Below are 26,290 nucleotides of genomic sequence, written 5' to 3' on the forward strand. Positions count from 1 at the left end.
AACGACACTGCGAATTTCGGACCGGATTTCGCAGTGAGGTTACGCCCGCGACGAGTCGATGGAGCGCAGGAAGTCACGCATGACCTGGTCGAACTTCTCGGGCTCCTCGATGAACGGCATGTGAGCGCTGGACTCGAACAGCTCGAACCGCGAACCCGTTATGCGCCGGTGGATTTCCCATGCGTGTTCCGGCACGCATTCGTCGTATCTGCCCGCGACGACCAGGGTCGGCAACGAGATCTCGGGTAGCCGGTCGAACACGTCCCAGCTCTGGATGGTCCCGACGATGTGAAAGTCGCTCGGGCCGAACATCGTCTCGAAGATCTGTGTTCCCATGGTCCGGAACGCGTCCTCGAGGTCCCTGGGCCAGGGCCGCACGCGGCACAGATAGGTTTCATTCCAGGTGCGGATGGCGGCCTGGTATTCGGCGGCATGGGTGGTGCCGGCCGCTTCATGACGGTCGATGGCCGACTGGGTTGCCGGGTCCAGCTCGGATTTCAAGCGCGCCACCATGTTCGAGAACTCGGGTATCGACGCGATGCTGTTGGAGATCGTCAGGCTGGTCGCTCCCGAGGGCACATCGAGCGCAAATTGTTGCGCCAGCATTCCACCCCACGAGTTGCCGAAGATATGGAAGCGGCTCAGCCCCAAGCCCCTTACCACGGCGTCCATCTCGGCAACCGAACGCTCCATCGTCCAAAGTCCCGGGTCGGACGGACAGTCGGAATTCCCGCAGCCGAGCTGGTCCCAGAAGATCACCTCTCGCTCGTCGGCCAACCGCTGCAGCGAGCTCAAGTATTGGTGTGGCAGCCCGGGGCCTCCGTGGACCACGAGCAGTGGGTGACCAGTGCCACCACCGACCCGTTTGAACCACACGTTGCCGCCGGGAACCGCGATCGTCCCTTCAAGCAATGTCGCGTCACCGGTCATGCTCAGCCAAAGCCCCCTGGATCGGGTGTCGAGCCGCTATCTCACCAGCAGTGTAGGCAAGTCATGGCCCGTTGGCTTCGCGCAGCTACATCAGCCGACGCCAGAATTCGTCGTGGTCTGTTTCGTCTCGGGAAATGCGCGGTGCCACCGTGCCTTTGGGCTGAGCCCCGATGCCTGCCGGATCATTGCGCTGACCGATCGCAAAGCCGATCGCAAGGGCGACACCGGCGAGGGCGACGGCCCACAATGTCGCCATCCACGGCAGGTGCGTGAATGTGTCGCACCAACCCCAACCGCTTCCGCCGTCCCACATCGTCATTGCGTCGCCTCCCAACGTTCAATGCGTCCATCCGGAATAATACCCATAGGGGGTATATGCGTCAAGCGACCTGGGCCGCGGTCTGGCAGGATCGCCAACGAGACAGCTTTATCGCTCAGCCCACCGCGCAAGAGGGACGACAATGACCAGCGTCGCCAAACCGGTCCCCCCGCAAGACCTTTCGGGAATCGTCGGACACCGCTTCATCTACACCTACGCCAACGGCTGGCAGTACGAGATGTACGTCAAGAACGCCACCACCATCGACTACCGCATCCATTCCGGACATGTGGGCGGCCGCTGGGTCAAGGGGCAGCAGGTGAACCTCGTCCAACTGGACGACGACAACTACAAAGTCTCCTGGACGGAACCCACCGGCACCTGCGTGGCCGTCAACGTGCTGCCCGCCAAGCGCCGCATCCACGGCGTGATCTTCTTCCCGCAATGGGTCCGCATGCACGGCGAGCGCACCGTCTGCTTCCAGAACGAACATCTCGACGAGATGCGCGACTACCGGGACCAGGGCCCGACCTACCCAATCTACGAAGTCCCCGAATTCGCCTACATCACCCTGTTCGAGTACGTCGGGACCGACGACGAGACGGTGATCGACACCGCGCCCGAAAACCTGCCGCCGGGGTGGTCCGACCGCACCGGCTGACGGAGCATTGTTGCAACTCGTACTCTCAGAATGAGAGAATATGGTTCTCATGAAATGCGGGTGGCTTCCGTCCGCATTGCGCTCGCCGAACTGGAGAAACCCGTGCCCGAAGCCGTCATCGTGTCCGCCCTGCGCACCCCCATCGGCACCGCCCGCAAGGGGACGCTGCGCGATACCAGCGCGTTCGATCTCGCCCACCACGTGGTCAGCGAGGCGGCCCGGGATCTCGACACCGCGCGGGTCGACGACGTGATCCTGGGCGAGGGCCTCTACGGCGGCGGAGTCGTCGCCCGCCACGCCGCCATCACGGCGGGCCTGCCGCATGTGCCGGGGCTGGCCAACAACCGGCACTGCGCGGCCGGTCAGGCGGCGGTGCAGGGCGCCGCGGCAAGTGTGCGCGCCGGGATGGATCAGCTCGTCATCGCCGGCGGCGTGAACTCGGCGTCCACGTCCCCCCGGTCGCGCATACAGGTCGACGGGGAATGGGTCGACTGGTTCCCGCCGACCCACCCGGACCGCCCCGACGCACCCAACATGGACATGTCGATCACCGTGGGCTGGAACGCCGCGGTCAAGGCGGGCGTGAGTCGCGAGGAGATGGACGCGTGGGCGCTGCGGTCGCACCGCAATGCCATCGCCGCGATCGACGAGGGGCGCTTCAAGGAAGAGGTCGTCCCGATCGAGACGCCACACGGGCTGTTCTCGGTCGACGAGCACCCGCGCCGCGACACCACCATGGAGAAGCTCGCCGCGCTCAAGCCGCTGCATCCGGAGATCGAGGGCTTCTCGATCACCGCGGGCAACGCCTGCGGCGCCAACGATGGTGCCGCCGTGCTGACCATCGCGAGCGACGCCCTCGGCCTGCCCGCGCTGGCCACCGTGCGGTCCTGGGCGTCCGTCGGCGTCGATCCGGCCATCACCGGTTTGGCGCCCGTCGAAGCCATACCGAAAGCACTTGCACGGGCGGGGCTTTCGATCTCGGATGTGGACCTGTTCGAAATCAACGAGGCGTTCGCGGCGATGTGCGTGGCCACCATCAAGCTGCTCGACCTGGACCCCGAGAAGGTCAACGTCAACGGTAGCGGCTGCTCGCTGGGACACCCGGTTGCGGCAACCGGGGCCCGGATGCTGGTCACATTGGTGCACGAATTGCGCCGCCGCGGTGGCGGAATAGCGGTGGCGGCCATGTGCGCGGGCGGTGGAATGGGTTCCGCGACGGTCATCGAGGTCGCTGCGCCATAATGCGCACATGACGATCGCCGACCTGATTGCGGGAGCGCGCAACGGATCTCCGCGCGCAGCGGGTCGGCTGCTCAGCCTCGTCGAAAGCGACCAGCGGGACGAGGTGCTGGCCAGCATCGGGCCGGCAACCGCGGTCGACGTCCGCGTCATCGGCATCACCGGGCCGCCGGGCGCGGGCAAGTCGACGACGGTCGGTGCCCTGGTCGGCGCCTACCGCGAACGCGGGAGCCGGGTGGCCGTGCTGGCCGTGGACCCGTCGTCGCCGTTCAGCGGCGGGGCGCTGCTGGGCGACCGGATCCGAATGACCGCACATATCAACGACTCCGACGTCCTGATCCGTTCGGTGGCGACCCGCGGTCACATCGGGGGGCTGGCCGCCGCGGTTCCCGCGGCCATCCGGCTGCTGGGTGCCATCGGATATGACGTGGTGCTGCTCGAGACGGTGGGAGTGGGCCAGTCGGAGATCGAAATCGCCGCCGTCGCCGACCCGACCGTCGTCATCCTCAATCCGGGCGCGGGGGACGCGGTGCAGGCGGCCAAGGCGGGCGTGCTCGAGGTTGCCGACATCGTCGCGGTGAACAAGGCCGACCGGGAGGGCGCCGAACAGACCGTGCGGGATCTGCGCGCCGAGACCAAAGCCCCGATCGTCAGCCTCATCGCCGCCCGCGGCGAGGGCATCGCCGATCTGGTTTCCGCCATCGAAGACCATCACCGAACCGACAGCCGGCAGCGACGGTTGGCGCGGGCTCGAGCGCAAATCCTGTCGATGGCGCAGACCCGGCTGCGGACCCAGCCGGGTCTCGACCGGCTCGCGGAGGCGGTGGTCGACGGTCACGACGATCCGTACACGGCCGCCGAAAAGTTGTTGTCTCCCACGCCCGAGTAGATACTCGTTGGTCTTGATTTGCCCAGCGTCACTGTGTTGCATGAACTCATGACACGTTCCGCCGATGAGCTGGTGACCGACTTCTGCAAACGCTGGGCGTCCCCCGATCCGGACGAGCTGTCGGGGTATTTCACGGAAGACGCCGTCTACCACAACATCCCGATGGATCCGGTGCGGGGTCGCGAGGCGATCAAGGAATTCATCGCGGGCTTCCTCGCCGCATTCGACGGCATCGACTTCAACGTGCACCGGCAGGTCAGCGACGGCACGTTGGTGATGAACGAGCGCACTGACGTGATGCGCCGGAAGGATGGCGGGACGTTCCCGTTGGCGGTGATGGGTGTCTTCGAGGTGCACGACGACCGGATCGTCGCGTGGCGCGACTACTTCGACATGGGCGCGATCACCAGCGCGTTCAGCTAGGCGTCCCAAATCTGGCCGGCAACTCGACGGAAGTTCCCGCCCAGTACGGCATGGATGTCGGCAACACTCCATCCGCGACCACGCAGATGGTCTTCGAGCCCCAGAAAAGTCTCGGGCGGCATCCACTGGATCGGACCCCAGCGGGTGTAGCTGTCGTCGAACAAGTGCGGGTTGCGCACGACCTCGTCGACGAAATCGGCGAAATCGAACGAGAAGTCGGTGCTGACGCCGACGTGGTCGATGCCGACGAGCTCGACGGCATACTCGAGATGCCGTGTCATCGCCTCGAGCGTGGGGGTGTTGGGCCCCAGGAAAATGCCGACGCCGGTGATTCCGATGACCCCGCCGGTGGCGGCGCACGCCCGGGCCTGGTCGTCGGTGATGTTGCGCGGGTGATCCCAGAGCGCGCGCATGCAGGAGTGGCTGTAAACGACTGGGCCCGTTGAGACCTCGCACATATCCAATCCGGTGCGGGCGCTGCAATGCGATCCGTCCGGAACGACGCCGACGTCGTTCATCTCCGAGACGAGTAAACGGCCCCACGCGGTGAGCCCGCCGTCCGTGGCGTCCAGGCAGCCGCTGCCGGCGCGGTTGGCCTGGTTGTAGGTGGGCAGCAGCGTGCGCACACCGAGGCCCATCAACGCCGCGAGGTTGTCGAGGTCACCGTCGAGCGGCGCGGAATCTTCCAGGTCGAACGCGACCGCGATTCGACCGGCACGGCTGATCGCGTCGACCTCAGCGACATTGGCCGCCAACTCCAGGTCCGGGTGGGCCTCGACCGCGGCGCGGTAGTGCCGCAGCAGCGCCACCGTGTCGTCGAAGGAATGCGGCGCATACCCGGCGTTGACCGACAGGAACGCGCCGCCGTCGCGCCGGTACCGGGTCAGCGGGTGGACCTCGGCGCCGGTCTGCAACGGCAGGCAGGTGTGTTGGTCCCACAAAAGTGACATTGCGAATGCCGTTAGTCGAGCAAGCGCTGGCGCATCGCCTCGGCGACGGCCGCCGCCCGATCGTTGACGCCGAGCTTCTCGTAGAGGCGTTGCACGTGGGTTTTGACCGTCGAGGGCGCTATGTACAACTCGCCCGCGATCGCCGGGATGCTTTGACCGCGCGCGATCCGGCTGAGCACCTCGCGCTCCCGCTCGCTCAGCACGGGTGCCGTTGGCGCCGCGCGCTGGCGGATTTCCCCGGCAAGCCCCCCGACGAGTGACGGCGCCACCACATCGCGACCATTGGCGCAATCGAGCACGGCCTTGACGATTTCGGTGCGGGTCGAGTCCTTCAGCACGAACCCGGCGGCGCCCTGCTGCAGCGCCTGGTACACAATCGCCGGCTCGTCGTGGGCAGAAATCAGCAACACGCGAGTCGGCAAGTCGTTGCTTCGGACGGCCTCCGCCACCTGCGCGCCATCCATGCCCGGCATCTTGTAGTCCAGCAACGCGACGTCGGGCAGGTGGGCCTTGATCAATTCCAGCGCGGCCTGGCCGTCGTCCGCCTCGCCGACGACATTGACCGAACCGCTCGACGAGAGCGCCCGGACCACACCCTCACGAAAGAGCGGGTGGTCATCGCCAACGACCACACGCACTTTCTCGGCCGCCGCGGAGCCGACCATGGCGATGAGTTTAACCGTTCACCGAAAGGAGCCTTTCGCAATTAGCCGACGATACGGCGCGGATTTCGCATTTGCCGCAAGAACCACAATTCGGACGGTCGCCGTGCGTACGGTGTTTTGGTGGCGGTGACTCGCGACGTCGAACTGGATCGGGTGCGCAGGGCCCACCAGTTGCGTTCGTATCGATTCGCATCGGTTCTTCGGATCGGTGTGGTGGGGCTGATGGTTTTCGCCATGGTCATCGGAACTTACCGATCCGAATGGGCCCAACAGACGGTGTTGGTCGTGATGTACGCGGTGGCCGCGCTGTGCGCGCTGATATTGGCGTTTGCCCCTTTCCGCCGCGGGGCCGGGATTGGCCGGTTCTCCGAGGTGGGCCGATTGGAGCCATTTGCATTCACCGTCATTGACATAGTGACCTTGACGGTCTTTCAGTTGTTGTCCACCAATGGGATCTACCCGCTGCTGATCATGACGATGCTGCCGATCCTGGTCGGTCTCGACGTGTCCTCGCGCCGCGCCGGGGTGGTGCTGGCGTTTTCGATGGGTGGGTTCGCACTCGCGGTGCTCGAAGACCCGGAGATGGTGAAGGACATCGGGTGGGCGCAGGCCGCTTTCCGGTTCGTGCTGTACGGATTCCTGTGTGCCACAGCGTTCGTGGTCGTTCGCATCGAAGAGCGGCACACCCGCTCGGTCGCCGGTCTGAGCGCGTTGCGCGAGGAGTTGCTTGCCCAGACGATGACCGCCTCCGACCTATTGCACCGCCGGATCGCCGGATCCATTCACGACGGGCCGCTGCAAGACATCCTGGCGGTGCGCCAGGACATCGTCGAGCTGGGTGCGGCCTTCCCCGGCGACGCGCGCGTCGCACGCGCGCTGACCGGGCTCCAGGACGCTTCGAAGCAACTGCGGCAGGCAACTTTTCAGTTGCACCCTGCCGTGCTCGAACAGGTCGGTCTGGCCGCGGCGGTGCAGCAGTTGGCCTCCGACACCGCGCAGCGCTCGGGCATCGACGTCTCCACCGACATCGACTACCCGATCCGCAACGAGATCGACCCGATGGTCTTCGGTGCGGTGCGCGAATTGCTGTCCAATGTGGTGCGGCACTCGCGGGCGAGCCACGCGTCGGTCACCATTGGAATCACCGACGGAACATGCGTTTTGCAGGTTCAGGACGACGGGGTGGGGCTCACCGGCGAGGCCATGGCGCGCCGCCTGGGGGAGGGCCACATCGGTTTGGCGTCGCATCGGGCCCGGGTGGAGGCCGCAGGCGGGACGTTCGTCTTCCTCGACTCACCCGCGGGCACCCATGTCCGGGTGCAGCTACCGCTGCGGTAGCCAACCCGCTACTGCAGGTCGACGGATTTCCCGGTCGCGGCCGCATGACCCCCCCGATACCCGAAAACCATTGCCGGGCCGATGGTTCCACCCGCACCGCCATAGGCCCGTCCGGTCACACCGCCCATGGCGTTGCCGGCGGCGAACAGGCCCGGTATCGGGTCGCCGCCTACGTGCAGCACCCGGGCGTCGGCGTCGGTGCGCGGGCCGCCCTTGGTCCCCATGGCACCGATGGACACCGGCACGGCGTAGTACGGTGCGGTGTCGATCGGGCCGAGCGTCTTGCCGGCGAGCGTGGTGGCCGTGTCGTCTCCCCAGTAGCCGTCGTACGCGCTGGAGCCGCGGCCGAAGTCGGGGTCGGCGCCGGCGGCCACATTCCGGTTCCAGTTCTCGATGGTGCGGGCGAGGCCGTCGGCGTCGATGCCGGTCTTGGCGGCCAGCTCGGCGAGATCCGCGGATTCGCAGAACCAGTCCGGAACCGCTTGCCCCGGTTCGACACCCAGGAAGCCATAGCGTTGCAGGTGGACCGAGTCGAACACCATCCATCCGCGGTCGTTGACATACCCGCCGCGCGGGTCGAGGTACTGGAACGCGCCGGCCATCGAGTTGTAGTCGGATGCTTCGTTGACGAACCGACGCCCGGCGGAGTTGACGATGATGCTCCGCGGTCGGGTGCGTTCCAGCCGGACGCTGCGGCTTCGCGGCTTTCCTTCGATGGTGTCGCCCGGGATCTGGACGATCGGTACCCACCAGGCTTCACCCATGTTGGCCAGATCCGCTCCGTGAGACATCGCCATCCGAAGCCCGTCCCCGGTGTTGTACGGCGGGGAGACGGCGCCGTGCATGGGACCGCGCAGAAATGCTTGGGTGAGAACGGGATCCCATTCGAAGCCGCCGGTTCCCAGGATGACTCCGCGGCGCGCGCGCACCCGGATGGTCTGTCCCGGCAAGGCGATCTGGACTCCGGTGATCTCCCCGGCATCGGCGATGAGCTGCTCGGCGCGGGCCCCGACGCGGACCGTCGCGCCGGCCTCCAGCGCGCCGCTGAGGAGGCCCGCGATCAGGGCGGCGCCGGCGACGCACAGTTTGCCGGGTTGTTCGTCGGCCGCCGCGTCCAAGCGCGACGCGTGCAACCGCGCCAGCGTCTCGGCGTCAAATCCCACGTTGGAAAAATCGATCGGAAACGCCGTTATCCGGGTTGCCCACTCGCCCAATCGATTCAGGTCGAATGGAGCCGGGATGTGCGATCGTCCGCCGCCCGGCCGCCCCCCGGGCAACTCGGGCCGGTAGTCGGGGAATCCGGTGGCGATCTCGAAGCGCAGCCTGCTGTTGGTCTCGACGAAGTCGAGCATCGCCGGGCCGGTCCGCACGAACGTCTCGACCAATGCATCGTCCATCGCGCCGAGAGCTTGTGCGCGCAGGTATCGCAAGGCGTCCGCGACCGTCAATTCCCCTTCGGGAGAACGGTTATGGGCGGGAATCCACACCACGCCGCCGGACACGGCGGTGGTGCCGCCGACGGTGGGGGCCTTCTCGAAGACCTCCACCGACGCACCGGCCACCGCTGCCGTCAGCGCGGCGGTGAGGCCGGCGCCTCCGGTGCCGAGCACGACGACATCGACTTCACGGTCCCACGACATGGACGGTTATCCCTTCGGCTCAGTGGCTAGCTCAACAGCTCCGACAACTGCTTTGCGGCGGTGATGACCGCGTCCTTGCCGCGCATCACGACGTCCTCACGGTGCGAGATGAGGTTGATGCACGTCGGCGGGGACGGCGGGGGGCGGTTGACCGGGACGGCCAAACCGTAGGTGTTCGGTTCGATCTCGCCGTAGGTGATCACCCAGCCGCACTCGCGAGTTTTCGCGACCAGGTCTCGCTCGCCCGGGCGCGGCGGCATGTTCGCGAGCAAGGCGATTCCCGCGGCGCCGCGGTCCAAGGGATATCGACTGCCCTCGTGGAAGGACAGTTGATAGGCGACATGACTGGGCACGATCACCGCGACCGCCACCTGCTGATCGCCCTCGGCGATGAGCAGTGACACGGTGGTGCTCAGGTCGTCCGCCAGCGCGCGCAGGATCGGCAGGCTGACCTGTCTTACGTTGCGATCGAACGACGCGCCGAGCACCGCCAGGCCGGCCGCGGGCCGGTAACGCCCGTCTTCTCCCTTGGCCACCAACCGAAAGTCGGTGAGCGTGCCAAGCAGTCGATAGGCGATGGTGCGATGCACCCCGAGCTGGTCGGCCAGTTGCTGCATGGTGAGCCCGTTCGGGGAATCGGCGACCAGCTGCAGCGCCGTGAGCCCCCTGGCCAGCGTCTGGGAGCCGGTCATGACCTTGACAGACCCTCGTGGGAGAGCGAAGCTCTATAGATAGCGCACATCAGTGTGCGATATTAGCACACGGCATAGGCCAAAGACGAGAACGAAATTTCCCACTACCAGCAGGCGTGAGAGGAACCGTGGCGGAATTCGAGAGCATATGGAGCGATCTCCAGGGTGTCGCGTTTTCGCAGGGCTACCTCCATGCCGGGGGAGTGCGCACCCGCTACCTGCGCGCCGGGGATTCGGGCAAGCCGGTGCTGGTGTTCCTGCACGGATCGGGTGGCCACGCGGAGGCATACGTTCGGAACCTGGCGGCGCACGCCGAGCATTTCTGGACGTGGTCCATCGACATGCTGGGCCACGGCTACACCGACAAACCGGGTCACCCACTGGAGGTCGGCCACTACGTCGACCACTTGCTGGAGGTGCTGCGCGCCATCGGGATCGATCGCGCCAGCCTGAGCGGTGAATCCCTCGGCGGCTGGGTGGCGGCGCGCGCCGCCATCGACCATCCCGACGCGGTCGACCGACTGGTCCTCAACACCGCCGGCGGCTCGCAGGCCGATCCGGCGGTGATGCAGCGGATCATCACGCTGTCGATGGCGGCCGCCGAGAACCCGACCTGGGAGACGGTGCAGGCGCGGATCAAATGGCTGATGGCCGACAAGTCCAAGGACTACGACGACCTGGTCGCCAGCCGCCAACGGGTATACCGCCAACCGGGATTCGTCGACGCCATGCGCGACATCATGGCGCTGCAGGATCCCGAGATCCGGGCCCGCAACATCATCTCCCCGGACGAATACGGCTCGATCACGGCGCCGACGCTGGTGCTGTGGACCAGTGATGACCCGACCGCCGACGTGACCGAGGGCCAGCGCATCGCGTCGATGATTCCCAACGCGCGCTTCGAGCTGATGCCCGGCTGCGGTCACTGGCCACAGTACGAGGACGCCAAGACCTTCAACCGCCTGCATCTCGACTTCCTGCTGGGCCGGTGATGGTCGCCGTGGAGCGGGACGCACCGGTCGACGCCGAGGTCCTCGTCGTCGGTGCCGGCCCGGTGGGGCTGACGCTCGCCAATATCCTTGGCCTGCAAGGCGTCCGCACGCTGGTGGTCGACGAACGGGACACGCTCATCGACTATCCACGCGGAGTCGGGCTGGACGACGAGGGGCTGCGCACCTTCCAGTCGATCGGCCTGGTCGACCGCATCCTGCCGCACACCGTCCCGAACCAGATCCTTCGCTTCGTCGACGCCAAGCGTCGCGTGCTCGCCGAAATGGCACCGCCCGATGCGCGGTTCGGCTGGCCGAAGCGCAACGGGTTCGTGCAGCCGCTCGTCGACGCCGAATTGCTGCGCGGTCTGGACAGGTTCCCCCACGTCGAGGTGCGGTGGGAACGCCCCATGACGGCCTGCCGGCAGGACGGCGACGCGGTCACCGTCGAGCTAGGCGGCGACGGCGGCGCATCCACGACGCGGGCCCGCTACGTCGTCGGCTGCGACGGCGGCCGCAGCATGACCCGGCGCATGATGGGCGTGTCGTTCGACGGCACGACCTCCTCGACGCGCTGGCTGGTGGTCGACGTCGCCAACGATCCGCTCGGCCACCCGAACAGTGAGGTGGGAGCCGACCCCGAACGCCCCTACGCGTCGATCTCGATCGCGCACGGAATTCGCCGCTTCGAGTTCATGATTCACGCCGACGAGTCCGACGAGCAGGCCGAGGATCCGGCGTTTCTGCGGCAGATGCTGTCGCGGATGGTGCCACACCCCGACCAGGTCGACGTGATCCGGCGTCGCGTCTATACCCATCACTCGCGGATCGCCGGCGCGTTCCGTTCGGGCCGGCTGCTGTTGGCCGGGGACGCCGCACACCTGATGCCGGTATGGCAGGGGCAGGGCTACAACAGCGGGATTCGCGACGCGTTCAACCTGGGCTGGAAGCTCGCCGCGGTGGTGCGCGGCCTGGCCGACGACGCACTGCTGGATACCTACGACATCGAGCGCCGCAAGCACGCGCGGGCGATGATCGACCTGTCCACAATGGTCGGCCGCGCGATCTCCCCGACCAACCGCCGGGTGGCCGGTCTCCGCGATGTCCTGGTGCGCTCGGCGTCAATTGTGCCTTCGCTCAAGCGGTATGTGCTGGAGATGCGGTTCAAGCCGATGCCGCGTTACGACCAGGGGGCCGTCGTGCACACGGAGCCCGGCCGGGCCGACCCGCCGGTCGGCACGCTGTTCATCCAGCCCCGGGTCGACACCCGTACCAAACAGGATGTGTTGCTGGACGACGTGCTGGGCAACTGGCTGGCCGTGGTGTGCTGGAACAACAACCCGCGCAAGATTCTCGGGGGCGAGGCGTTCGAGAGTTGGAAAGCCTTGGGCGCGAAGTTCTTTGCGGTACGCCCGCTGACCCAACTGCACTGGGATGGGCATGACGACCCTGACGTCGTGATCGTCGGGGACCGCAACGGCGGGCTGAAGGCGTGGTTCGACACCCATCGGGAATCGGTGTTGTTCCTGCGGCCAGACCGGTGCATCGCCGGTGCATGCATCGCCCAGCGCGCGCCCGAGCTGAGCGCCCGCCTCTTCGACGCGCTCGCTCTCAAGCCGGGAGGGGGTGAATTGCCAAGTGACACTGGCTCTGTGCTGTATGTCGCACAGCCCACTGCTGAATCTTCCGGGGCCGTCGCGGGACCTGCTTGACGACATCGAAGGCGCGATCGCGAAGGCACGAGACTTCGTGGCGGACTACCGGCCCGATGTCGTCGTGACCTTCTCCCCGGACCACTACAACGGGTTCTTCTACAAGGTGATGCCGCCGTTCTGCATCGGCACCAGCGCCAACGGCGTCGGGGACTACGGCACCTACGCCGGGCCGCTGGACGTCCCGGAAGACCTTGCCAACGAATGCGCCAACGCTGTTCTGGGCGCCGGGGTCGACGTGGCGGTGTCGGCCAGCATGGACGTCGATCATGGCACCGTGCAGCCGCTGGAAAAGCTCTTCGGCAACGCGACTGCGCGCCCGGTGATCCCGATTTTCCTCAACGCGGTCGCCGCACCGCTGGGGCCGCTGCACCGGTGCCGGGCGCTGGGCACCGCGGTGGGCAACTACCTGGCCACCTTGGACAAGCGGGTGCTGCTGTTGGGGTCGGGGGGACTCTCCCACAGCCCACCGGTGCCGACGCTGGCGACCGCGGCCGCCCCAGTGCTGGAGCGGATCGTGCATGGCCGACCGATGACGCCGGAGCAGCGGCAGGCCCGGCAGCTCGCCGTGATCGACGCGGCCAAGACGTTCGCGGCCGGCGAGAGTGCTCTCCAACCGCTCAACCCGGCGTGGGACCACCGATTCCTCGAGATCATCGACAGCGGAAGGCTTTCCGAGCTCGATCAATGGTCGAACTCGTTTATCGCCCGCGAGGGCGGCAGCTCCGCCCAGGAGATCAGGACGTGGGTGGCGGCGTTTGCGGCCCTGGAGGCCGTCGGGGCGTACCGGACGACGTTGCAGTACTACAAACCGGCTCCCGAACTGATCGCAGGTTTCGCCATCCGGACGGCAGTGCCGCAATGACTTCTTCGTTGCCCGGCGCCCCGGACGTCTTCGACCACATCGTCGAGGTGCTCGTCGTCGGCTCGGGCGGCGGCGGCATGACCGCGGCGCTGACCGCGCACGCGTCGGGGCTGGACGCCCTGGTGGTGGAGAAGTCCTCCCACTTCGGTGGCTCCACCGCCCTTTCGGGCGGGGGCATCTGGGTTCCCGGAGCACCGGCGCAGCGCAGGGAGGGCTACGCCCCGCCGCCCGAAGGGGTGGTCGAGTACCTCCGGCAGATCACCGACGGTCTGGTCGACGAGGCACGGATACGCCAGTACGTCGATTCGGCGCCGAGAATGCTAGAGTTCCTGGAGAACCTTTCCGGCTGGTTCGAGTTTGTCTGGAAGCCGGGGTATGCCGATTACTACCCGGAGCTGCCCGGCGGCTCCGAGCTTGGCAGCACGATCAATGTGCCGCCCATCGACCTGCGCCGACTGGGCCCCGACGAGCAAAAGCTGCTGGCGCCGTTGGCGCTCGCGCCGAAGGGAATCTGGCTGGGCCCCAAGGAGCTTCGGACCTTCTACCGGATCAGACAGTCCTGGGCCGGCAAGGGCGTGCTGTTGAAGCTGATTGCGCGGATGGTCCGGGCCAGAGTGTTCGGTGAGCGGATGGCGGCGATCGGCCAGTCGTTGGCCGCCCGGCTCAGGCTGGCGATGCGGGAACGCGGTGTCCCGCTGTGGCTGGACTCGCCGATGGTCGAATTGCTCACCGACGCGAGCGGCGCGGTGACCGGGGTCGTGGTGGAGCGCGACGGCGCCACCCAGCGGGTCGGCGCGCGGCGGGGGGTCATCCTGGCTTCGGGCGGCTTCGACCACGACCTCGCCTGGCGCAAGGAACAGCTGCCGGTCATCGAGCAGGATTGGAGCTTCGGCAACCCCGCCGCCATGGGCGACGGCATCCGCGCGGGCGAGAAGGTCGGCGCCGCAACCGAACTACTGGACGAGGCGTGGTGGTTCCCCGCGATCCAATGGCCGGACGGCCGAATGCAATTCATGCTCAACGAGCGGATGATGCCCGCACAGTTCATCGTCAACGGCGACGGGAAACGCTTCATCAACGAGGCGGCGCCCTACATGGACTTCGGCCACGCCATGATCGACGGCCAGAGGTCGGGGGTGACCCACATCCCGTGCTGGCTCATCACCGATCACCGTTCGTGGAATCGCTATGTCATCGGCGGCCATCTCCCGATCCCGAAGATCCCTGGCGCGCCGGTACCCACCGGCCGTAACGTTCCCGCCGCCTGGCTGGAATCGGGCGTGGTCAAAGCGGCCATGACGTGGGACGAAATGGCCGCCAAGATAGGAGTACCGCCACGTCAACTTTCCGAAACCGCAAGCCGCTTCAACGAACTCGCGCGCAAAGGCCACGACGACGATTTCAACCGCGGCGACAGCGTCTACGACAATTACTACGGCGATCCGACCTTGCCCAACCCGAACCTGTATCCGTTGGGCAAGCCGCCGTACTACGCATTCCGAATCGTCCTGGGCGACCTGGGTACCTCGGGTGGCCTGCGTGTCGACGAACATGCCCGCGTGCTGCGGCCCGACGGCACCGTGGTGCCGGGGCTCTACGCGGTGGGCAACACGTCCGCCCCGGTCATGGGCCGCAGCTATGCCGGTGCCGGGGCGACCATCGGCCCGGCTATGACGTTCGGCTACGTCGCCGCCAAACACCTTGCGGCCCAGCCTGACAAACAGACCCCTTAACTCATATGGGAGGTAATCAATGAAAATTTCGCTGTTCTACGAGTTCGCCCTGCCGCGTCCGTGGGCACCGGACGACGAACACGTCCTGTTGCAGGACTGCCTGGACGAGGTGGAGGCCGCCGACAAGGCGGGGTTCTCGACGGTCTGGCTCACCGAGCATCACTTCCTCGAGGAGTACTGCCATTCCACCGCGCCGGAGATCTTCCTGGCCGCGGCCAGCCAGCGGACCAAGAACATCCGGCTCGGGTTCGGGATCATGCACCTGCTGCCCGCGGTCAATCACCCCGCGCGGGTGGCCGAACGCATTGCGACCCTCGACCTGCTCTCCAACGGGCGCGTCGAGTTCGGCACCGGGGAGGGTTCCTCCGTCGGCGAACTCGGCGGGTTCGATGTCGACCCCGCCGACAAGCGCGCCCAGTGGGAGGAGGCCCTCGAGGTTTCGATCCGATGCATGATCGAGGAGCCGTTCACCGGTTTCAAGGGCGAGCAAATCCAGATGCCGCCCCGCAACGTCATTCCCAAGCCGCTGCAAAAGCCGCATCCGCCGGTCTGGGTGGCCTGCACGCGGCCGGCGAGCGTACAGATGGCCGCCCAAAAGTGCATCGGGGCACTGAGCTTCGCGTACACGGGTCCCGGGCCGCTGACCGACCGGGTCAACGGCTACTACAAGGAATTCGAGGAGAGCGGCGTGCCCATCACGCCACAAATCAACGCGAACATTCTGGCCATCGGTGGCGACCTGTCGATGATGGTCGCCAAGACGGAAGAGGAGGCCCTGCAGCGACTGGGGCAGGGCGGTGGATTCTTCTCGTTCGGGATCATGCACTACTACCTGACCGGGATGCACGTCCCCGGCCGGACCGGGGTGTGGAAACGGTACCTCGAAGAGGTCGAGAAGGACCCGACGCTGGCCTACGGCCCCGGACGCGGCGCGATCGGCTCCCCGGACACCGTGCGCGAATTCCTGCGCGGTTACGAGCAGAGCGGCGTCGACGAGATCATCCTGCTGCTCAACCCGCGCAGCCACGAGGGCACCATGGAATCCATCGAGCTGATGGGCAAAGAGGTGCTTCCCGAGTTCATCGAGCGAGACGCAAAGGCGGTGGCCGACAAGGCCAAACGGCTCGAGCCCGTCATCGAGAAGGTGGAGGCGCGGCGGCCGAAGTCGACGGCACCGCTGTTCGACGAAACGTACGCGTTCGGCGGCCTGCCCACCGGCCGTGACAAGTTCACCGCCAGCGAGATCCCCGAGGCCATGGCGGAGATCAACGAAGGCCGCGTCCAGGCCGCGCGACGCGCTAAGGAGCAAGAGAAGGGCAAGTGACGCCGGAAGCGGATTGAGCCGTGGGACAGATCGACGATCTGTGGCGTTACGACGGCCGCCGTGCCGTGGTGACCGGATGTGCCTCGGGCATCGGCGAGCACGTGGTGCGGCAGCTTAATGAACTCGGGGCCGACGTCGTCGGGCTGGACAAGCGCCGCCCGGCGTTCGAGCTCAACGCTTTTCACGAGGTTGACCTTGCCGATCCGGCCTCGATCGACCGGGCGGTGGCGTCCGTCGAGGGGCCCGTCGACGCGCTGTTCAACGTGGCCGGTGTCTCGTCCGGGATCGGCGACCCCCCGCTGGTCGTCACCATCAACTTCCTCGGACTGCGAATGCTCACCGAGGCGCTGATCGAAAAGATGCCCCCGGGGTCGTCGATTGTCAGCGTGTCGTCACTGGCCGCGGCGGCGTATCGCGACCACCTGGGGGCGGTGGCGCCGCTGCTGAACACCGCGACGATGGCCGAAGGCATCGACTGGTGTCATGCGCATCCGGATGCGTTGGCCGGCGGCGGCTACCAATTGTCCAAAGAGGCGATCATCCTTTACACCATGCGAAAAGCCGCACCCCTTGGCGCACGGGGCATCCGCATCAACTGCACCGGACCCGGCGTCACCGAAACCCCGATCCTCGACCAGCTGCGCACGGCGTACGGACAAGGCTTCCTCGACGACATCCCCAAGCCGCTGGGTCGCGTTTCGGAGCCGGCCGAACAGGCCTCGGTTTTGGTGTTTCTCAACAGCCGAGCGGCCAGCTACATTACCGGTCAGGTGGTGTGGGTCGACGGCGGAAACGTGGGCGCGTCGATTGCGCGCGAGCTCGAGAAAGGAGCGCCGTGGCCGACGTAACCGACTTTCGGCGAGTCGCTCGCGACGTCTGCAACTGGGGGCGGTGGGGAACCGACGACGAGCTGGGCACGCTGAACTTCATCACCGCCGACAAGGTCGCGCAAGCCGCGGGCCTGGTTCGGCACGGCAAGGTCTTTCCGCTCGGCGTGGACTTCGGCGCCTCGGGGCCGCAGGGCGCCTTCGAGTTTCGGCACAATCCCGTGCATGTCATGACGGTGGACGGTGGGGACGTCCACACGCTCACGAAATACGGTCCCGATTGGGCACGCAACCCGCTGGCCAAGCAACTGAGCGACTATATGACGGCCGACAATCCGTTCCGCTTCAACGACGACATGATCATCATGCCGTTGCAGGCCGCCAGTCAGTGGGATGCGCTGTCGCACGTCTACTACGACGGTCAGCTCTACAACGGCTTCCCGGCGGATTCGGTGACGAGCATGGGCGCCTTCCACTGTGGCATCGACAAGGTCGACGGCAAGGGCATCACCTCGCGCGGTGTGCTGCTGGACCTGGTCCGCCATCGCGGTGCACAGGTCTTCCTGGAGGCCGGAAACCCGATCACGCCCGAGGAACTCGATGACGTGGTTCGCGCGCAGGGGGCGACGATCGGCCGGGGCGACATCGTCTTGATCCGAACGGGTTGGTGGGCAAGGTTTCTGGAGACCGGCAACAAGCTGGAGGGCTACTCCGGATTGGACTGGCGGTGCGCTACGTGGCTGCACGATCACGAGATCGCGGCGGTCGCGGCCGACAACCTCCAGGTGGAGGACCTGGTCTCCGGAGTGGAAGGGATCACCTTCCCCTTGCATCTGCTTTGCCTGCGTGACATGGGGATGATGTTCGGCGAGTACTGGGACCTCACCGCGCTGGCGGACGACTGCGCGGCCGACGGCGTGTACGAATTCCAGCTCGTCGCGCCGCCCCTGAGAGTCGTTGGCGCCGTGGGTTCCCCGGTGAACCCGATCGCGATCAAGTAGACAAGGCGGGCGCTTGGAGATTCATCGCAAGACACTGCTGGTCGACGGCCTGCACACCAGCTATCTGGAGGCGGGCAAAGGCGACCCGGTGGTACTGCTGCACGGCGGCGAATTCGGCGCCAGCGCGGAACTCGGCTGGGAGCGCAACATTGCCGCCCTGGCCGCGCACTACCGAGTCCTGGCACCGGACCAGTTGGGGTTCGGGCAGTCGGCGAAGGTCATCGACTTCGTGGAAGGGCGCCGGATGCGGATTCGGCACGTGGCGCGATTCTGCGAGGAGCTCGAAGTCCACTCCGCGCATTTCGTCGGCAACTCGATGGGCGCCATCAACCTGCTCACCGACGCCACCTCGGACACGCCGCTGCTGCCGGTCCGCAGCCTGGTGATCATCTGCGGGGGAGGCGAGATCAAGCAGAACCGGCATTTCGACGCGCTGCAGCAGTACGACGCGACGCTGCCGGCGATGCGCCGCATCGTCGAGGCGCTGTTCCACGATCCCGGGTACCCGGCGGACGAGGACTTCGTGCGGCGCCGTTACGAGTCGAGCACCGCGCCGGGCGCGTGGGAGGCGGTGGCGGCGGCCCGATTTCGGCGGCCCGACGCCGCGCCATCCGCGACCCCGTCGAGCGCGCGCGCCTACGAGCGCATCACCGTGCCGACGCTCGTCATCGAAGGCGGGGACGACAAACTCCTCCCGCCCGGCTGGGCCGCTCAGATCGCGAAACAGATCGACGGTGCCCGATCGGTGGTCGTGCAAAAGGCCGGTCACTGCCCACAAATCGAACGGGCCGCCGCCGTCAACGAGTTGCTGCTCGACTTCCTCGCGACCGCCTGAGATCTAGAAGACGTACTCGAGCCGGGTCTGCATGCCGGCTTCCTGGTGATAGGTGTTGTGGCAGTGCAACTGCCACACGCCCGGGTTGTCGGCGACCAGCACGGCCTGCACCTTCTGCTTGGGCAACACGATGACGGTGTCCTTGCGGGGGCCGGGGCTGCCGTCGGCCTTGATCAGCTGGTAGGTGTGGCCGTGCAGGTGAATCGGGTGGTACATCATCGTGGTGTTGTCGAACGTGATCGTGGGCCGTTCACCCTCGCGGACGTGCAGCGGATCCGTCTGGCTGTAGGGTTTGCCGTTGATGGTCCAGTTGTACTGCATCATGTTGCCGCCCAACACCACCGGAAGGTCGAGGTCGGGCTGCGGTCGGCCCAGGTTGACGGGCGTTGTGGCAGTGAACATCTCGATGGTGCCGACCCGCTGCTTGAGTTCGGCCGGCTGAAACCCCGCGTCCGGTGGGCTGCCGGCCCCGGTGGACAGCAGCGCGCGCGCCAGGCCGTTTTTCCCTTCCGCGAGCGCGACCAGCGGGAAGACGCCGTCGGCGGCGGTGACGATGACGTCGTAGCGTTCGGCCATGCCGATGAGCAGGGCGTCGACCGGGGTGGGGACGACGGGGAAGCCGTCGGTGTGGGTGACCGTCATCGAATGGCCGGCCAGCGCGACGCGAAATGCGGTGTCCGATCCGGTGTTGATGAAACGGATCCTGATGCGCTGGCCGGGCTTCGCGGTGAATGTGTTGGGCGCCACCGGGATTCGGCCGTTGATCAGATAGTAAGGATAGTCGATGTCACCGGCGTCGCCGCCGAGCAGGTCGCTTCTGCCGCCGCCGTTCCCGGACATCCCGGAGGTGGACGTCGTCGAGGTCGGCGAGCCGCTCGGCGTCGTCGAAATGGTCGAGCTCGTCGTGGTCGTGGTCGTGAACATGTTCGACCTGCTGGGCTTGTTCGGGCCGGTTAGCTCGCCGTAGAGCTGCTGCGGACTCTTGCCGACGCCGTCGGTCCAATCGTCAAGGACAACAATCCATTCGGCGTCGTAGTCGCCCTCGCTGGGATCGTCGACGATGACCGGCAGATAAAGGCCTTTGTCGGCGTCCAGCCCAGTGTGCGGATGACCCCAGTAGGTGCCCGAATTCGGGACGGAGAACCGGTAGGTGAAATCCTGGCCGGCCGGGATGTTCGCAGTGGCCGGCGCGGCCCCGTCCATGTCGTTGCGCAGCGCGACGCCGTGCCAATGCACGGACGTCGCGGCGTCCAACCGGTTGGCGACCGTGACTTCGAGCTCGTCGCCTATCTTGGCCCGGATCAGCGGTCCGGGAATGCCGTTGCCATACGCCATCGTGCGCACGACCGGCCCGCCCAGATCGATATCTGTCAGCTGCGGCGTCAGGCTGGCGGTGACGGTGCGCCCGCTGTGTGGCCGGACCGCCTCGGCGGCGGCGATGGCGGCGGCCATTTGGGCGGACGTGCTCGACCCCTGGGACTTGGTTTGGCTGCAGGCCGCCAGCGCCAGGCCGCCGGCGATGCCGGCGGCCATGAAGCCACGGCGGGTGAGCCGCGTCGCGTCGAAGGGGACGGGCATGGAGCGCTCCTCGTCTCGGTCGAATCACCCCGGCGACTTATACCGTGCTCGGCGGTTGGCCGGAACGCAAGTACCGGCTGGTTATCGGGCGGCGCGGTAGATCTGGTGGGCGGGGATCGAGGCCACACCGAGTTCGGCCGCGACGGCGTCGACCGCGCGCCGGGCGACGTCGAGGTCCACCCGGCCGTCGGCGGTGAAGTGGGGGCCGATGTAACGCTCGTAATGGCGTCGGGCCTCATCGCGCGTCAGCCGGTTCAAAAACGATGCCAGGTAATCGATCGCAACATCGGGTCGGTCGGCCATCGTCTGCAGGGCGCGCCTGTTGGCCCGCACCACGGCCTGCACCGCCGGTCCGTCGATCGCCAGGCGTTCCGCATCCACCGCCACTCCGACGGTGGGGATCTGGAAGTGATCTCCCACCCACGCCAGCACGTGGAAGCCTTCCTCCTCGGCGACCTGCTCCGGGGCAAGAGTGCTACCGACATAGGCGGCGTCGATCGACTTGTCCCGCAGCCGCCGCAGATCCATCTGATAGTCGCCCGGGGACCGCACCACGCACTCAAGGTCGCGATCGGGATCAAGACCGTGCTGGCGCAACACGATTCGCGCGAAACAACCGGGTGCGGTGTGCGGCGCGTGTACGGCGAGCCGGCGCCCGCGAAGGTCCGCCATGGAAGGCACGTCGGCGCCGCCCAGAAACCAGAACAACGGGCGGTGGGTGTTGACGGTCAGCACCGCCCACTCGATGCCATGGGTCAACCGCGACAAGACGGCACGGCCGAGGCCGATCGTGGCGCAAGAGCGCAGACGTTCCGTGTCCCAAGCGATTCCGTCCCGCACGGCGACGTGGACACCCTCATCCGCAAAGCAACCCTCCTGGTCGGCGACGTAGGCGACAAGTTCCTCGTGGACGCCGCGCCCGACATAGGCCAGGTCGATCGTGTGCATGGCGGATTCAGTCCATCGCAAGTCCGCCGTTGACCGGCAGGTAGTGTCCGGTGGTGAAACCCGAATCCTCGCTTGCCAAGAACGCAATCGTCTTGGCCACCTCGTCGGGAGTCACGAGTCTTCCCATCGGTGAAGCCTCTCCGAGCTGACCCACCCGCTCCGGCGAAAGCTGCCCCGTCACCTTCGTTCCGCTGACGGTGGCCGGCGCGACCAGGTTCGCGGTGATCCCGTGCGGCGCCAGCTCGAGCGCGAGGTAGCGGACGAACTGGTCCAGGGCGGCCTTGGCCGTGCCCAGCGCGATCATCCCGTCGCGCGGACGCCGCGAGAGGCCGGTGCTGAGAAAGATCAGCCGGCCGTACTCGCGCGAAATCATGCCCGGCACAACGGCCTTCGTCAGCGAGTACGCGGCGTGCAGTTCGTTGTCCAGCTTGCCGCCGAGCTGTTCCCAGGTGAGGTCGGCGAACGAGGTGACGACGAACGGAATCAACGCGTTGTGCACCAGCACGTCGACCCCGCCCCAGCGTTGCGCGATTTCGGCGGCCATGGCGGAAACGTCACCCGGCGCGGTGACGTCGGCCCGAATGGCCACGGCCTCGCCGCCGGCCGATGTGATGCCGGCGACCACCTCGTCGGCCTGCTCGCCGCTGGCGCGATGGTTGACCACCACCCGAAATCCGCGTTCGGCGAGAACTCGTGCCGTCGCCGCACCGATGCCGCGGCTGGCGCCGGTGATCAATGCGACCCGAGGCATCAGCGTCGATCCCCCGCGTTGGCTTACTGCGCGCCGCTGGAGGTGTGGGAGGCCTTCCAGTCGCTGAACCGGGTGGGGTAGATCGTCGGGTCTTCGCCGTCGATCGGAACGATGCTCTGGTCGTCGAGCACCGCGCCGTAGTAGGGGGCCGTGGGATCGGTCACGACTTCGCGTGCGTCGCCGTCCGCGGCGAGGCTGGCGCGGGCGAAGTCGTCCATGCCCAGCTTTTCAGGACCGGCGATGTTGGTGATGCCGTTGGTCGGATCGCCGATCGCCGCTTGGGTGACGGCCGTGGCAACGTCCTTCGCGGCGATCGGCTGGAACGCCGCATGCGGCAGGTGAATGGTGTCGCCGTCGGCCGCCGAATCGGCGATCCCGCTGACGAATTCGAAGAACTGGGTCGCCCGCACGATCGAATACGGGACTCCCGATTCCTCGACCACCTTTTCCTGCGCGACCTTGGCTCGCATATAGCCGCTGTCCTGGGTACGGTCGGCACCCACGATCGTGAGCGCGACGTGGTGCTGCACACCGGCCTCGCGCTCGGCGTCGAGGAGGTTACGGCTCGAGGTGGTGAAGAAGTTCAGCACGGCATCGTCTTCCCAGGATGGCGAGTTGGCCACGTCCACCACGGTGTGTACGCCCGCCATAGCTTCCGCGACACCCTCGCCGGTGACGGCGTTGACGCCCGAGCTCGGTGAGGCCGAAATCGCCTCGTGTCCCATCTCGGTGAGGTTGGCGATGACCTGCGAGCCGATGAGTCCGGTGCCGCCGATAACCAAGACCTTCATGAAACGATCCCTCCCGAGGTAGCCGTGAAGTGGCGAACTCAGCATTGCACGTACGCGCGAACGCGGATAGGTGCCCAGACCCGGCACCGCTTAAATCACTTGCTTGACTTAACGCCGCGCACGCCGATTAACTCGTCGTGTGGTCAACGATCTGGCGGGCAAGGTAGCCATTGTCACCGGTGGCGCCTCGGGAATCGGTCGCGGCATCGTGGAGAAGTTTGTGGCCGAGGGTGCGCGGGTCGTCATCGCCGACGTCGAAACCGAAACGGGGGAGGCGCTGTCAACGAGCCTGGGACCCGACACCTTGTTCCGGCGAACGGACGTGTCCGATCCCGAGCAGGTGGGGTCGCTGGTAACCGCGGCTGCCGAGAAGTTCGGCGGCCTGGACGTCATGGTGAACAACGCCGGAATCTCGACCACCATGCATCCCCGATTCTTCGACGACGACTTGGCCGACTTCCACCGCGTCATGGCGGTCAACGTTCTCGGCGTGATGGCGGGTACCCGAGACGCCGCCCGGCACATGGCCGCCCACGGCGGGGGTTCGATCATCAACATCAGCTCGATCGGGGGAATCCAGGCCGGTGGCGGCGTGATGACCTACCGGGCCTCCAAGGCGGCGGTCATCCACTTCACCAAGTGCGCGGCAATCGAGTTGGCGCACTATGAGGTTCGGGTCAACACCATCGCGCCCGGCAGTATCCCCACCCCATTGGTGGCGAAGTCGGCGGCGAACATGGATCCGGAGCAGCTCGAGCGCTTCGAGGCGAAGATCCGCCAGACGATGCGGGACGACCGGCCGCTGAAGCGCGATGGCACCCCCGAGGACGTCGCCGAGGCGGCGCTGTACTTCGCCAGCGACCGGTCGCGCTACGTCACCGGAACGGTGCTGCCGGTGGACGGCGGGACGGTCGCGGGCAAGGTGATTCGGTCCAAGCGCAAGGAGTGAGCGCACCGGTCGGAGATATTTAAATCAAGCGCTTGACTTAAACTGGGGGCCGGGGTTGACTAGCAGGATGACCACCACCGCAGGCAGGGCCGTCCGCACCGAGCGGGCCAGCTCGACCCAGGAGGCGATCCTGGCGGCGGCCGAGCGGCTATACGCCGAGCACGGCATGTTCGCCGTGTCGAACCGCCAGGTCAGCGAGGCCGCCGGCCAGGGCAACAACGCGGCGGTCGGCTACCACTTCGGTACCAAGGCGGACCTGGTCCGGGCCATCGAGCAGAAGCACCGCGGGCCCGTCGAGCAGCTGCGCGAGCAGATGGTGGCCGAGCTGTTGGAGTCGGGCACCAAAGACGGGCGGGTCGCGCAGATGCGGGACTGGGTGGCCTGCCTGGTGCGCCCGCTCACCGACCACCTGGCGGAGCTGGGAAACCCCACCTGGTACGCGCGCTTCGCCGCGCAGGCGATGACCGACCCGGCCTACTACAACATCATCGTCAAGGGCGCGCTCAGCTCACCGTCGCTGGTGCAGGTGGTCGACGGCATCAACGGTTGCCTGCCCGACCTGCCGGCCGAGGTGCGATTCGAACGCAACATCATGGCCCGCAACGTGTTGATGCACACCTGCGCGGACCGCGAACGCGCGCTGGCGGCGGGTTCGACCATGCACCAATCGTCGTGGCGCGCCGCCGCATCCGGCCTTATCGACGCGATCGTGGGCCTGTGGCTGGCGCCGGTCACGCCGGACGAGTAGGGGCCCGCCGATGAAAGTTACTGTCGACCAGAACATTTGCGCGTCCTCGGGCAATTGCGTCATGAACGCGCCCGAGGTGTTCGACCAGCGCGACGACGACGGGGTCGTCGTGTTGCTCAATCCGAATCCGTCGGCCGAGCAGGCCGAGGGTGCGCGCCGTGCGGCCGCGGCGTGCCCCGCGCTGGCCATCCACATCGAGGAATGACATGTCGGACACACTGACGAGCACCGAGACCAGAGCGGATCCGCAGATCCCCGACTATCCGATGGCGCGCGATGCCACGTGCCCGTTCGCGCCGCCTCCGGACGTCATGGCGCTCGCCGAGGCAAAGCCGCTGTCCAGGGTTCGGATTTGGGACGGCAGCACACCGTGGCTCATCACGGGCTACGACCAAGTGCGGGAACTGTTTTCCGACTCCCGGGTCAGCGTCGATGACCGGGCGCCCGGGTTTCCGCACTGGAACGCGGGCATGTTGGCCACGGTGCACAAGCGCCCGCGGTCGGTCTTCACGTCCGACGGCGAGGAGCACACCCGCTTCCGGCGCATGCTGTCAAAGCCCTTCACCTTCAAGCGGGTTGAGGGATTGCGGCCCAACATCCAGCAGATCACCGACGACCACATCGACGCGATGCTGGCCGGACCCAAGCCCGCCGACATCGTCAGCGCCATCGCGTTGCCGGTCCCGTCACTGGTGATCAGCCAGATGCTCGGGGTGCCCTACGAAGACGCGGAGATGTTTCAGCACCATGCCACCGTCGGCCTCGCGCGGTATGCGACGGGGGAGGACACCGCCAAAGGCGCGATGAGCCTCCACAAATATCTGAGCCAGCTGGTCGAGGCGAAGATGGAAGACCCGGCGGAGGACGCGGTGTCCGATCTCGCGGAGCGGGTCAAGGCCGGCGAGCTGAGCGTGAAAGAGGCCGCCCAGCTGGGTACCGGGTTGCTGATCGCCGGGCACGAGACGACCGCCAACATGATCGGGCTCGGCGTGCTTGCGCTACTGGAAAATCTCGACCAGTTGGCCGTCATCCGCGACGCCGACGACCCCAAGATTGTCGCCAATGCGGTCGAGGAGCTGTTGCGTTACCTCAGCATCATCCAGAACGGCCAGCGCCGGGTGGCCCTGGAAGACATCAGCATTGCCGGAGAGGTCATCCGCGCCGGTGAAGGAATCATCATCGACCTGGCCCCGGCGAACTGGGATCCGCACGCCTTCACCGAGCCGGATCGGCTGTACCTGCACCGGTCCGGGGCCGATCGCAATGTCGCGTTTGGTTATGGCAGGCACCAGTGCGTGGGACAACAGCTGGCCCGGGCGGAGCTGCAGATCGTCTACCGGACGTTGTTCCGCCGCATCCCCACTCTCGCGCTGGCGATCCCGTTCGAGGAAGTGCCGTTCAAGGAGGACCGGCTCGCCTACGGCGTATACGAATTGCCGGTCACCTGGTGAAATCTTTTTCCAAGCAGCCCGAAGTGCCGATCCGAACGGAGA

At 66.7% G+C, this 26,290-nt stretch carries 26 protein-coding genes and 1 pseudogene; 17 read left to right on the plus strand and 10 right to left on the minus strand.

All coding sequences use genetic code 11. The annotated features are described in order from the left end of the window. Positions 1–39 precede the first annotated feature (39 nt). Positions 40–930 (minus strand): proline iminopeptidase-family hydrolase, encoded by an 891-nt coding sequence (locus tag AWB92_RS04260; RefSeq protein WP_085184199.1) that lies wholly within the window; start codon positions 928–930, stop codon positions 40–42. An 85-nt stretch (positions 931–1,015) separates the two neighbouring features. Then, positions 1,016–1,249 carry a hypothetical protein gene (locus tag AWB92_RS04265; RefSeq protein WP_085184200.1) on the minus strand — a complete coding sequence of 78 codons (234 nt, stop codon included), beginning with the start codon at positions 1,247–1,249 and terminating at the stop codon, positions 1,016–1,018. 142 nt (positions 1,250–1,391) lie between these two features. On the opposite strand from AWB92_RS04265, the gene AWB92_RS04270 reads away from it, so the two are divergent. The 4 genes from AWB92_RS04270 (at position 1,392) to AWB92_RS04285 (ending at position 4,461) form a co-directional block, all read left to right on the plus strand. Continuing rightward, positions 1,392–1,910: a phenolic acid decarboxylase gene (locus tag AWB92_RS04270; protein WP_085184201.1), complete on the plus strand. Its 519-nt coding sequence runs from the start codon at positions 1,392–1,394 to the stop codon at positions 1,908–1,910. Positions 1,911–2,012: 102 nt separating this feature from the next. Beyond that, a complete protein-coding gene (locus AWB92_RS04275; protein WP_085184353.1) occupies positions 2,013–3,152 on the plus strand; it encodes a thiolase family protein in 1,140 nt (379 codons plus the stop codon). Between the two features lie 7 nt (positions 3,153–3,159). Further along, positions 3,160–4,038, plus strand: a complete 879-nt coding sequence (gene meaB, locus AWB92_RS04280; RefSeq protein ID WP_085184202.1) for a methylmalonyl Co-A mutase-associated GTPase MeaB — start codon at positions 3,160–3,162, stop codon at positions 4,036–4,038. A gap of 48 nt (positions 4,039–4,086) precedes the next feature. Then, positions 4,087–4,461 carry a limonene-1,2-epoxide hydrolase family protein gene (locus tag AWB92_RS04285; protein WP_085184203.1) on the plus strand — a complete coding sequence of 125 codons (375 nt, stop codon included), beginning with the start codon at positions 4,087–4,089 and terminating at the stop codon, positions 4,459–4,461. On the opposite strand, the gene AWB92_RS04290 is transcribed toward AWB92_RS04285, so the two are convergent. Both AWB92_RS04290 and AWB92_RS04295 read right to left on the minus strand, forming a co-directional pair. After that, the gene (locus tag AWB92_RS04290) at positions 4,458–5,411 is read right to left on the minus strand and encodes a membrane dipeptidase (RefSeq protein ID WP_085184204.1); all 954 of its coding nucleotides are present in this window, start codon (positions 5,409–5,411) and stop codon (positions 4,458–4,460) included. The two genes, AWB92_RS04285 and AWB92_RS04290, sit on opposite strands and share 4 nt — an antisense overlap. Positions 5,412–5,422: 11 nt before the next feature. Further along, on the minus strand, positions 5,423–6,076 hold the full coding sequence (locus tag AWB92_RS04295) for a response regulator transcription factor (protein ID WP_085184205.1): 654 nt from the start codon (positions 6,074–6,076) through the stop codon (positions 5,423–5,425). A 120-nt stretch (positions 6,077–6,196) separates the two neighbouring features. On the opposite strand from AWB92_RS04295, the gene AWB92_RS04300 reads away from it, so the two are divergent. Continuing rightward, positions 6,197–7,414 (plus strand): sensor histidine kinase, encoded by a 1,218-nt coding sequence (locus tag AWB92_RS04300; RefSeq protein WP_085184354.1) that lies wholly within the window; start codon positions 6,197–6,199, stop codon positions 7,412–7,414. An 8-nt stretch (positions 7,415–7,422) separates the two neighbouring features. Here AWB92_RS04300 and AWB92_RS04305 read toward each other — a convergent pair whose 3' ends face one another. Continuing rightward, entirely contained in the window at positions 7,423–9,054 is a 1,632-nt protein-coding gene (locus tag AWB92_RS04305; RefSeq protein WP_085184206.1) for an FAD-dependent oxidoreductase, read from the minus strand. 26 nt (positions 9,055–9,080) lie between these two features. Beyond that, complete coding sequence (locus AWB92_RS04310) at positions 9,081–9,746, minus strand: helix-turn-helix domain-containing protein (protein ID WP_085184207.1); 666 nt, start codon at positions 9,744–9,746, stop codon at positions 9,081–9,083. Between the two features lie 128 nt (positions 9,747–9,874). Here AWB92_RS04310 and AWB92_RS04315 point away from each other — a divergent pair, with 128 nt between their 5' ends. The 8 genes and pseudogenes from AWB92_RS04315 (at position 9,875) to AWB92_RS04350 (ending at position 19,032) form a co-directional block, all read left to right on the plus strand. Then, positions 9,875–10,738: an alpha/beta hydrolase gene (locus AWB92_RS04315; protein ID WP_085184208.1), complete on the plus strand. Its 864-nt coding sequence runs from the start codon at positions 9,875–9,877 to the stop codon at positions 10,736–10,738. After that, positions 10,738–12,447, plus strand: a complete 1,710-nt coding sequence (locus AWB92_RS04320) for a bifunctional 3-(3-hydroxy-phenyl)propionate/3-hydroxycinnamic acid hydroxylase (RefSeq protein ID WP_085184209.1) — start codon at positions 10,738–10,740, stop codon at positions 12,445–12,447. The genes AWB92_RS04315 and AWB92_RS04320 overlap by 1 nt, the downstream gene beginning before the upstream one ends. Further along, positions 12,395–13,312, plus strand: coding sequence for a 3-carboxyethylcatechol 2,3-dioxygenase (locus AWB92_RS04325; protein ID WP_241523357.1), 918 nt, complete (start codon positions 12,395–12,397; stop codon positions 13,310–13,312). Before AWB92_RS04320 ends, AWB92_RS04325 begins: the two co-directional genes overlap by 53 nt. Continuing rightward, positions 13,309–15,061: pseudogene (locus AWB92_RS04330) on the plus strand (FAD-binding protein). The gene AWB92_RS04325 and the pseudogene AWB92_RS04330 overlap by 4 nt, the downstream one beginning before the upstream one ends. A 3-nt stretch (positions 15,062–15,064) precedes the next feature. Next, positions 15,065–16,369, plus strand: a complete 1,305-nt coding sequence (locus AWB92_RS04335; RefSeq protein WP_085184212.1) for an LLM class flavin-dependent oxidoreductase — start codon at positions 15,065–15,067, stop codon at positions 16,367–16,369. Between the two features lie 20 nt (positions 16,370–16,389). Further along, entirely contained in the window at positions 16,390–17,217 is an 828-nt protein-coding gene (locus tag AWB92_RS04340; protein WP_068179097.1) for a coniferyl-alcohol dehydrogenase, read from the plus strand. Further along, the gene (locus tag AWB92_RS04345) at positions 17,205–18,197 is read left to right on the plus strand and encodes a cyclase family protein (RefSeq protein ID WP_085184213.1); all 993 of its coding nucleotides are present in this window, start codon (positions 17,205–17,207) and stop codon (positions 18,195–18,197) included. Before AWB92_RS04340 ends, AWB92_RS04345 begins: the two co-directional genes overlap by 13 nt. 13 nt (positions 18,198–18,210) lie before the next feature. Continuing rightward, positions 18,211–19,032 carry an alpha/beta fold hydrolase gene (locus tag AWB92_RS04350; protein ID WP_085184214.1) on the plus strand — a complete coding sequence of 274 codons (822 nt, stop codon included), beginning with the start codon at positions 18,211–18,213 and terminating at the stop codon, positions 19,030–19,032. Positions 19,033–19,035: 3 nt separating this feature from the next. Here the strand turns inward: AWB92_RS04350 and AWB92_RS04355 are convergent, their stop codons facing one another. From AWB92_RS04355 to AWB92_RS04370, 4 genes are all read right to left on the minus strand, one after another. Then, positions 19,036–20,610, minus strand: coding sequence for a multicopper oxidase family protein (locus AWB92_RS04355; protein ID WP_085184215.1), 1,575 nt, complete (start codon positions 20,608–20,610; stop codon positions 19,036–19,038). An 81-nt stretch (positions 20,611–20,691) separates the two neighbouring features. Next, entirely contained in the window at positions 20,692–21,558 is an 867-nt protein-coding gene (locus AWB92_RS04360; protein ID WP_085184216.1) for an ABC transporter substrate-binding protein, read from the minus strand. A gap of 7 nt (positions 21,559–21,565) precedes the next feature. After that, positions 21,566–22,309 carry an SDR family oxidoreductase gene (locus tag AWB92_RS04365; RefSeq protein WP_085184217.1) on the minus strand — a complete coding sequence of 248 codons (744 nt, stop codon included), beginning with the start codon at positions 22,307–22,309 and terminating at the stop codon, positions 21,566–21,568. A gap of 23 nt (positions 22,310–22,332) precedes the next feature. Further along, on the minus strand, positions 22,333–23,100 hold the full coding sequence (locus AWB92_RS04370; RefSeq protein ID WP_085184218.1) for an SDR family oxidoreductase: 768 nt from the start codon (positions 23,098–23,100) through the stop codon (positions 22,333–22,335). 139 nt (positions 23,101–23,239) lie between these two features. Here AWB92_RS04370 and AWB92_RS04375 point away from each other — a divergent pair, with 139 nt between their 5' ends. From AWB92_RS04375 to AWB92_RS04390, 4 genes are all read left to right on the plus strand, one after another. After that, positions 23,240–24,049, plus strand: coding sequence for an SDR family oxidoreductase (locus AWB92_RS04375; RefSeq protein WP_085184219.1), 810 nt, complete (start codon positions 23,240–23,242; stop codon positions 24,047–24,049). Between the two features lie 67 nt (positions 24,050–24,116). After that, a complete protein-coding gene (locus AWB92_RS04380) occupies positions 24,117–24,797 on the plus strand; it encodes a TetR family transcriptional regulator (RefSeq protein WP_085184220.1) in 681 nt (226 codons plus the stop codon). 10 nt (positions 24,798–24,807) lie between these two features. Continuing rightward, positions 24,808–25,002, plus strand: coding sequence for a ferredoxin (locus AWB92_RS04385; RefSeq protein WP_066936812.1), 195 nt, complete (start codon positions 24,808–24,810; stop codon positions 25,000–25,002). Position 25,003: 1 nt separating this feature from the next. Beyond that, positions 25,004–26,248, plus strand: a complete 1,245-nt coding sequence (locus tag AWB92_RS04390) for a cytochrome P450 (protein WP_085184221.1) — start codon at positions 25,004–25,006, stop codon at positions 26,246–26,248. Positions 26,249–26,290: the final 42 nt, after the last annotated feature.

Source organism: Mycobacterium sp. IEC1808 (assembly GCF_002101935.1).
Taxonomy (GTDB): domain Bacteria; phylum Actinomycetota; class Actinomycetes; order Mycobacteriales; family Mycobacteriaceae; genus Mycobacterium.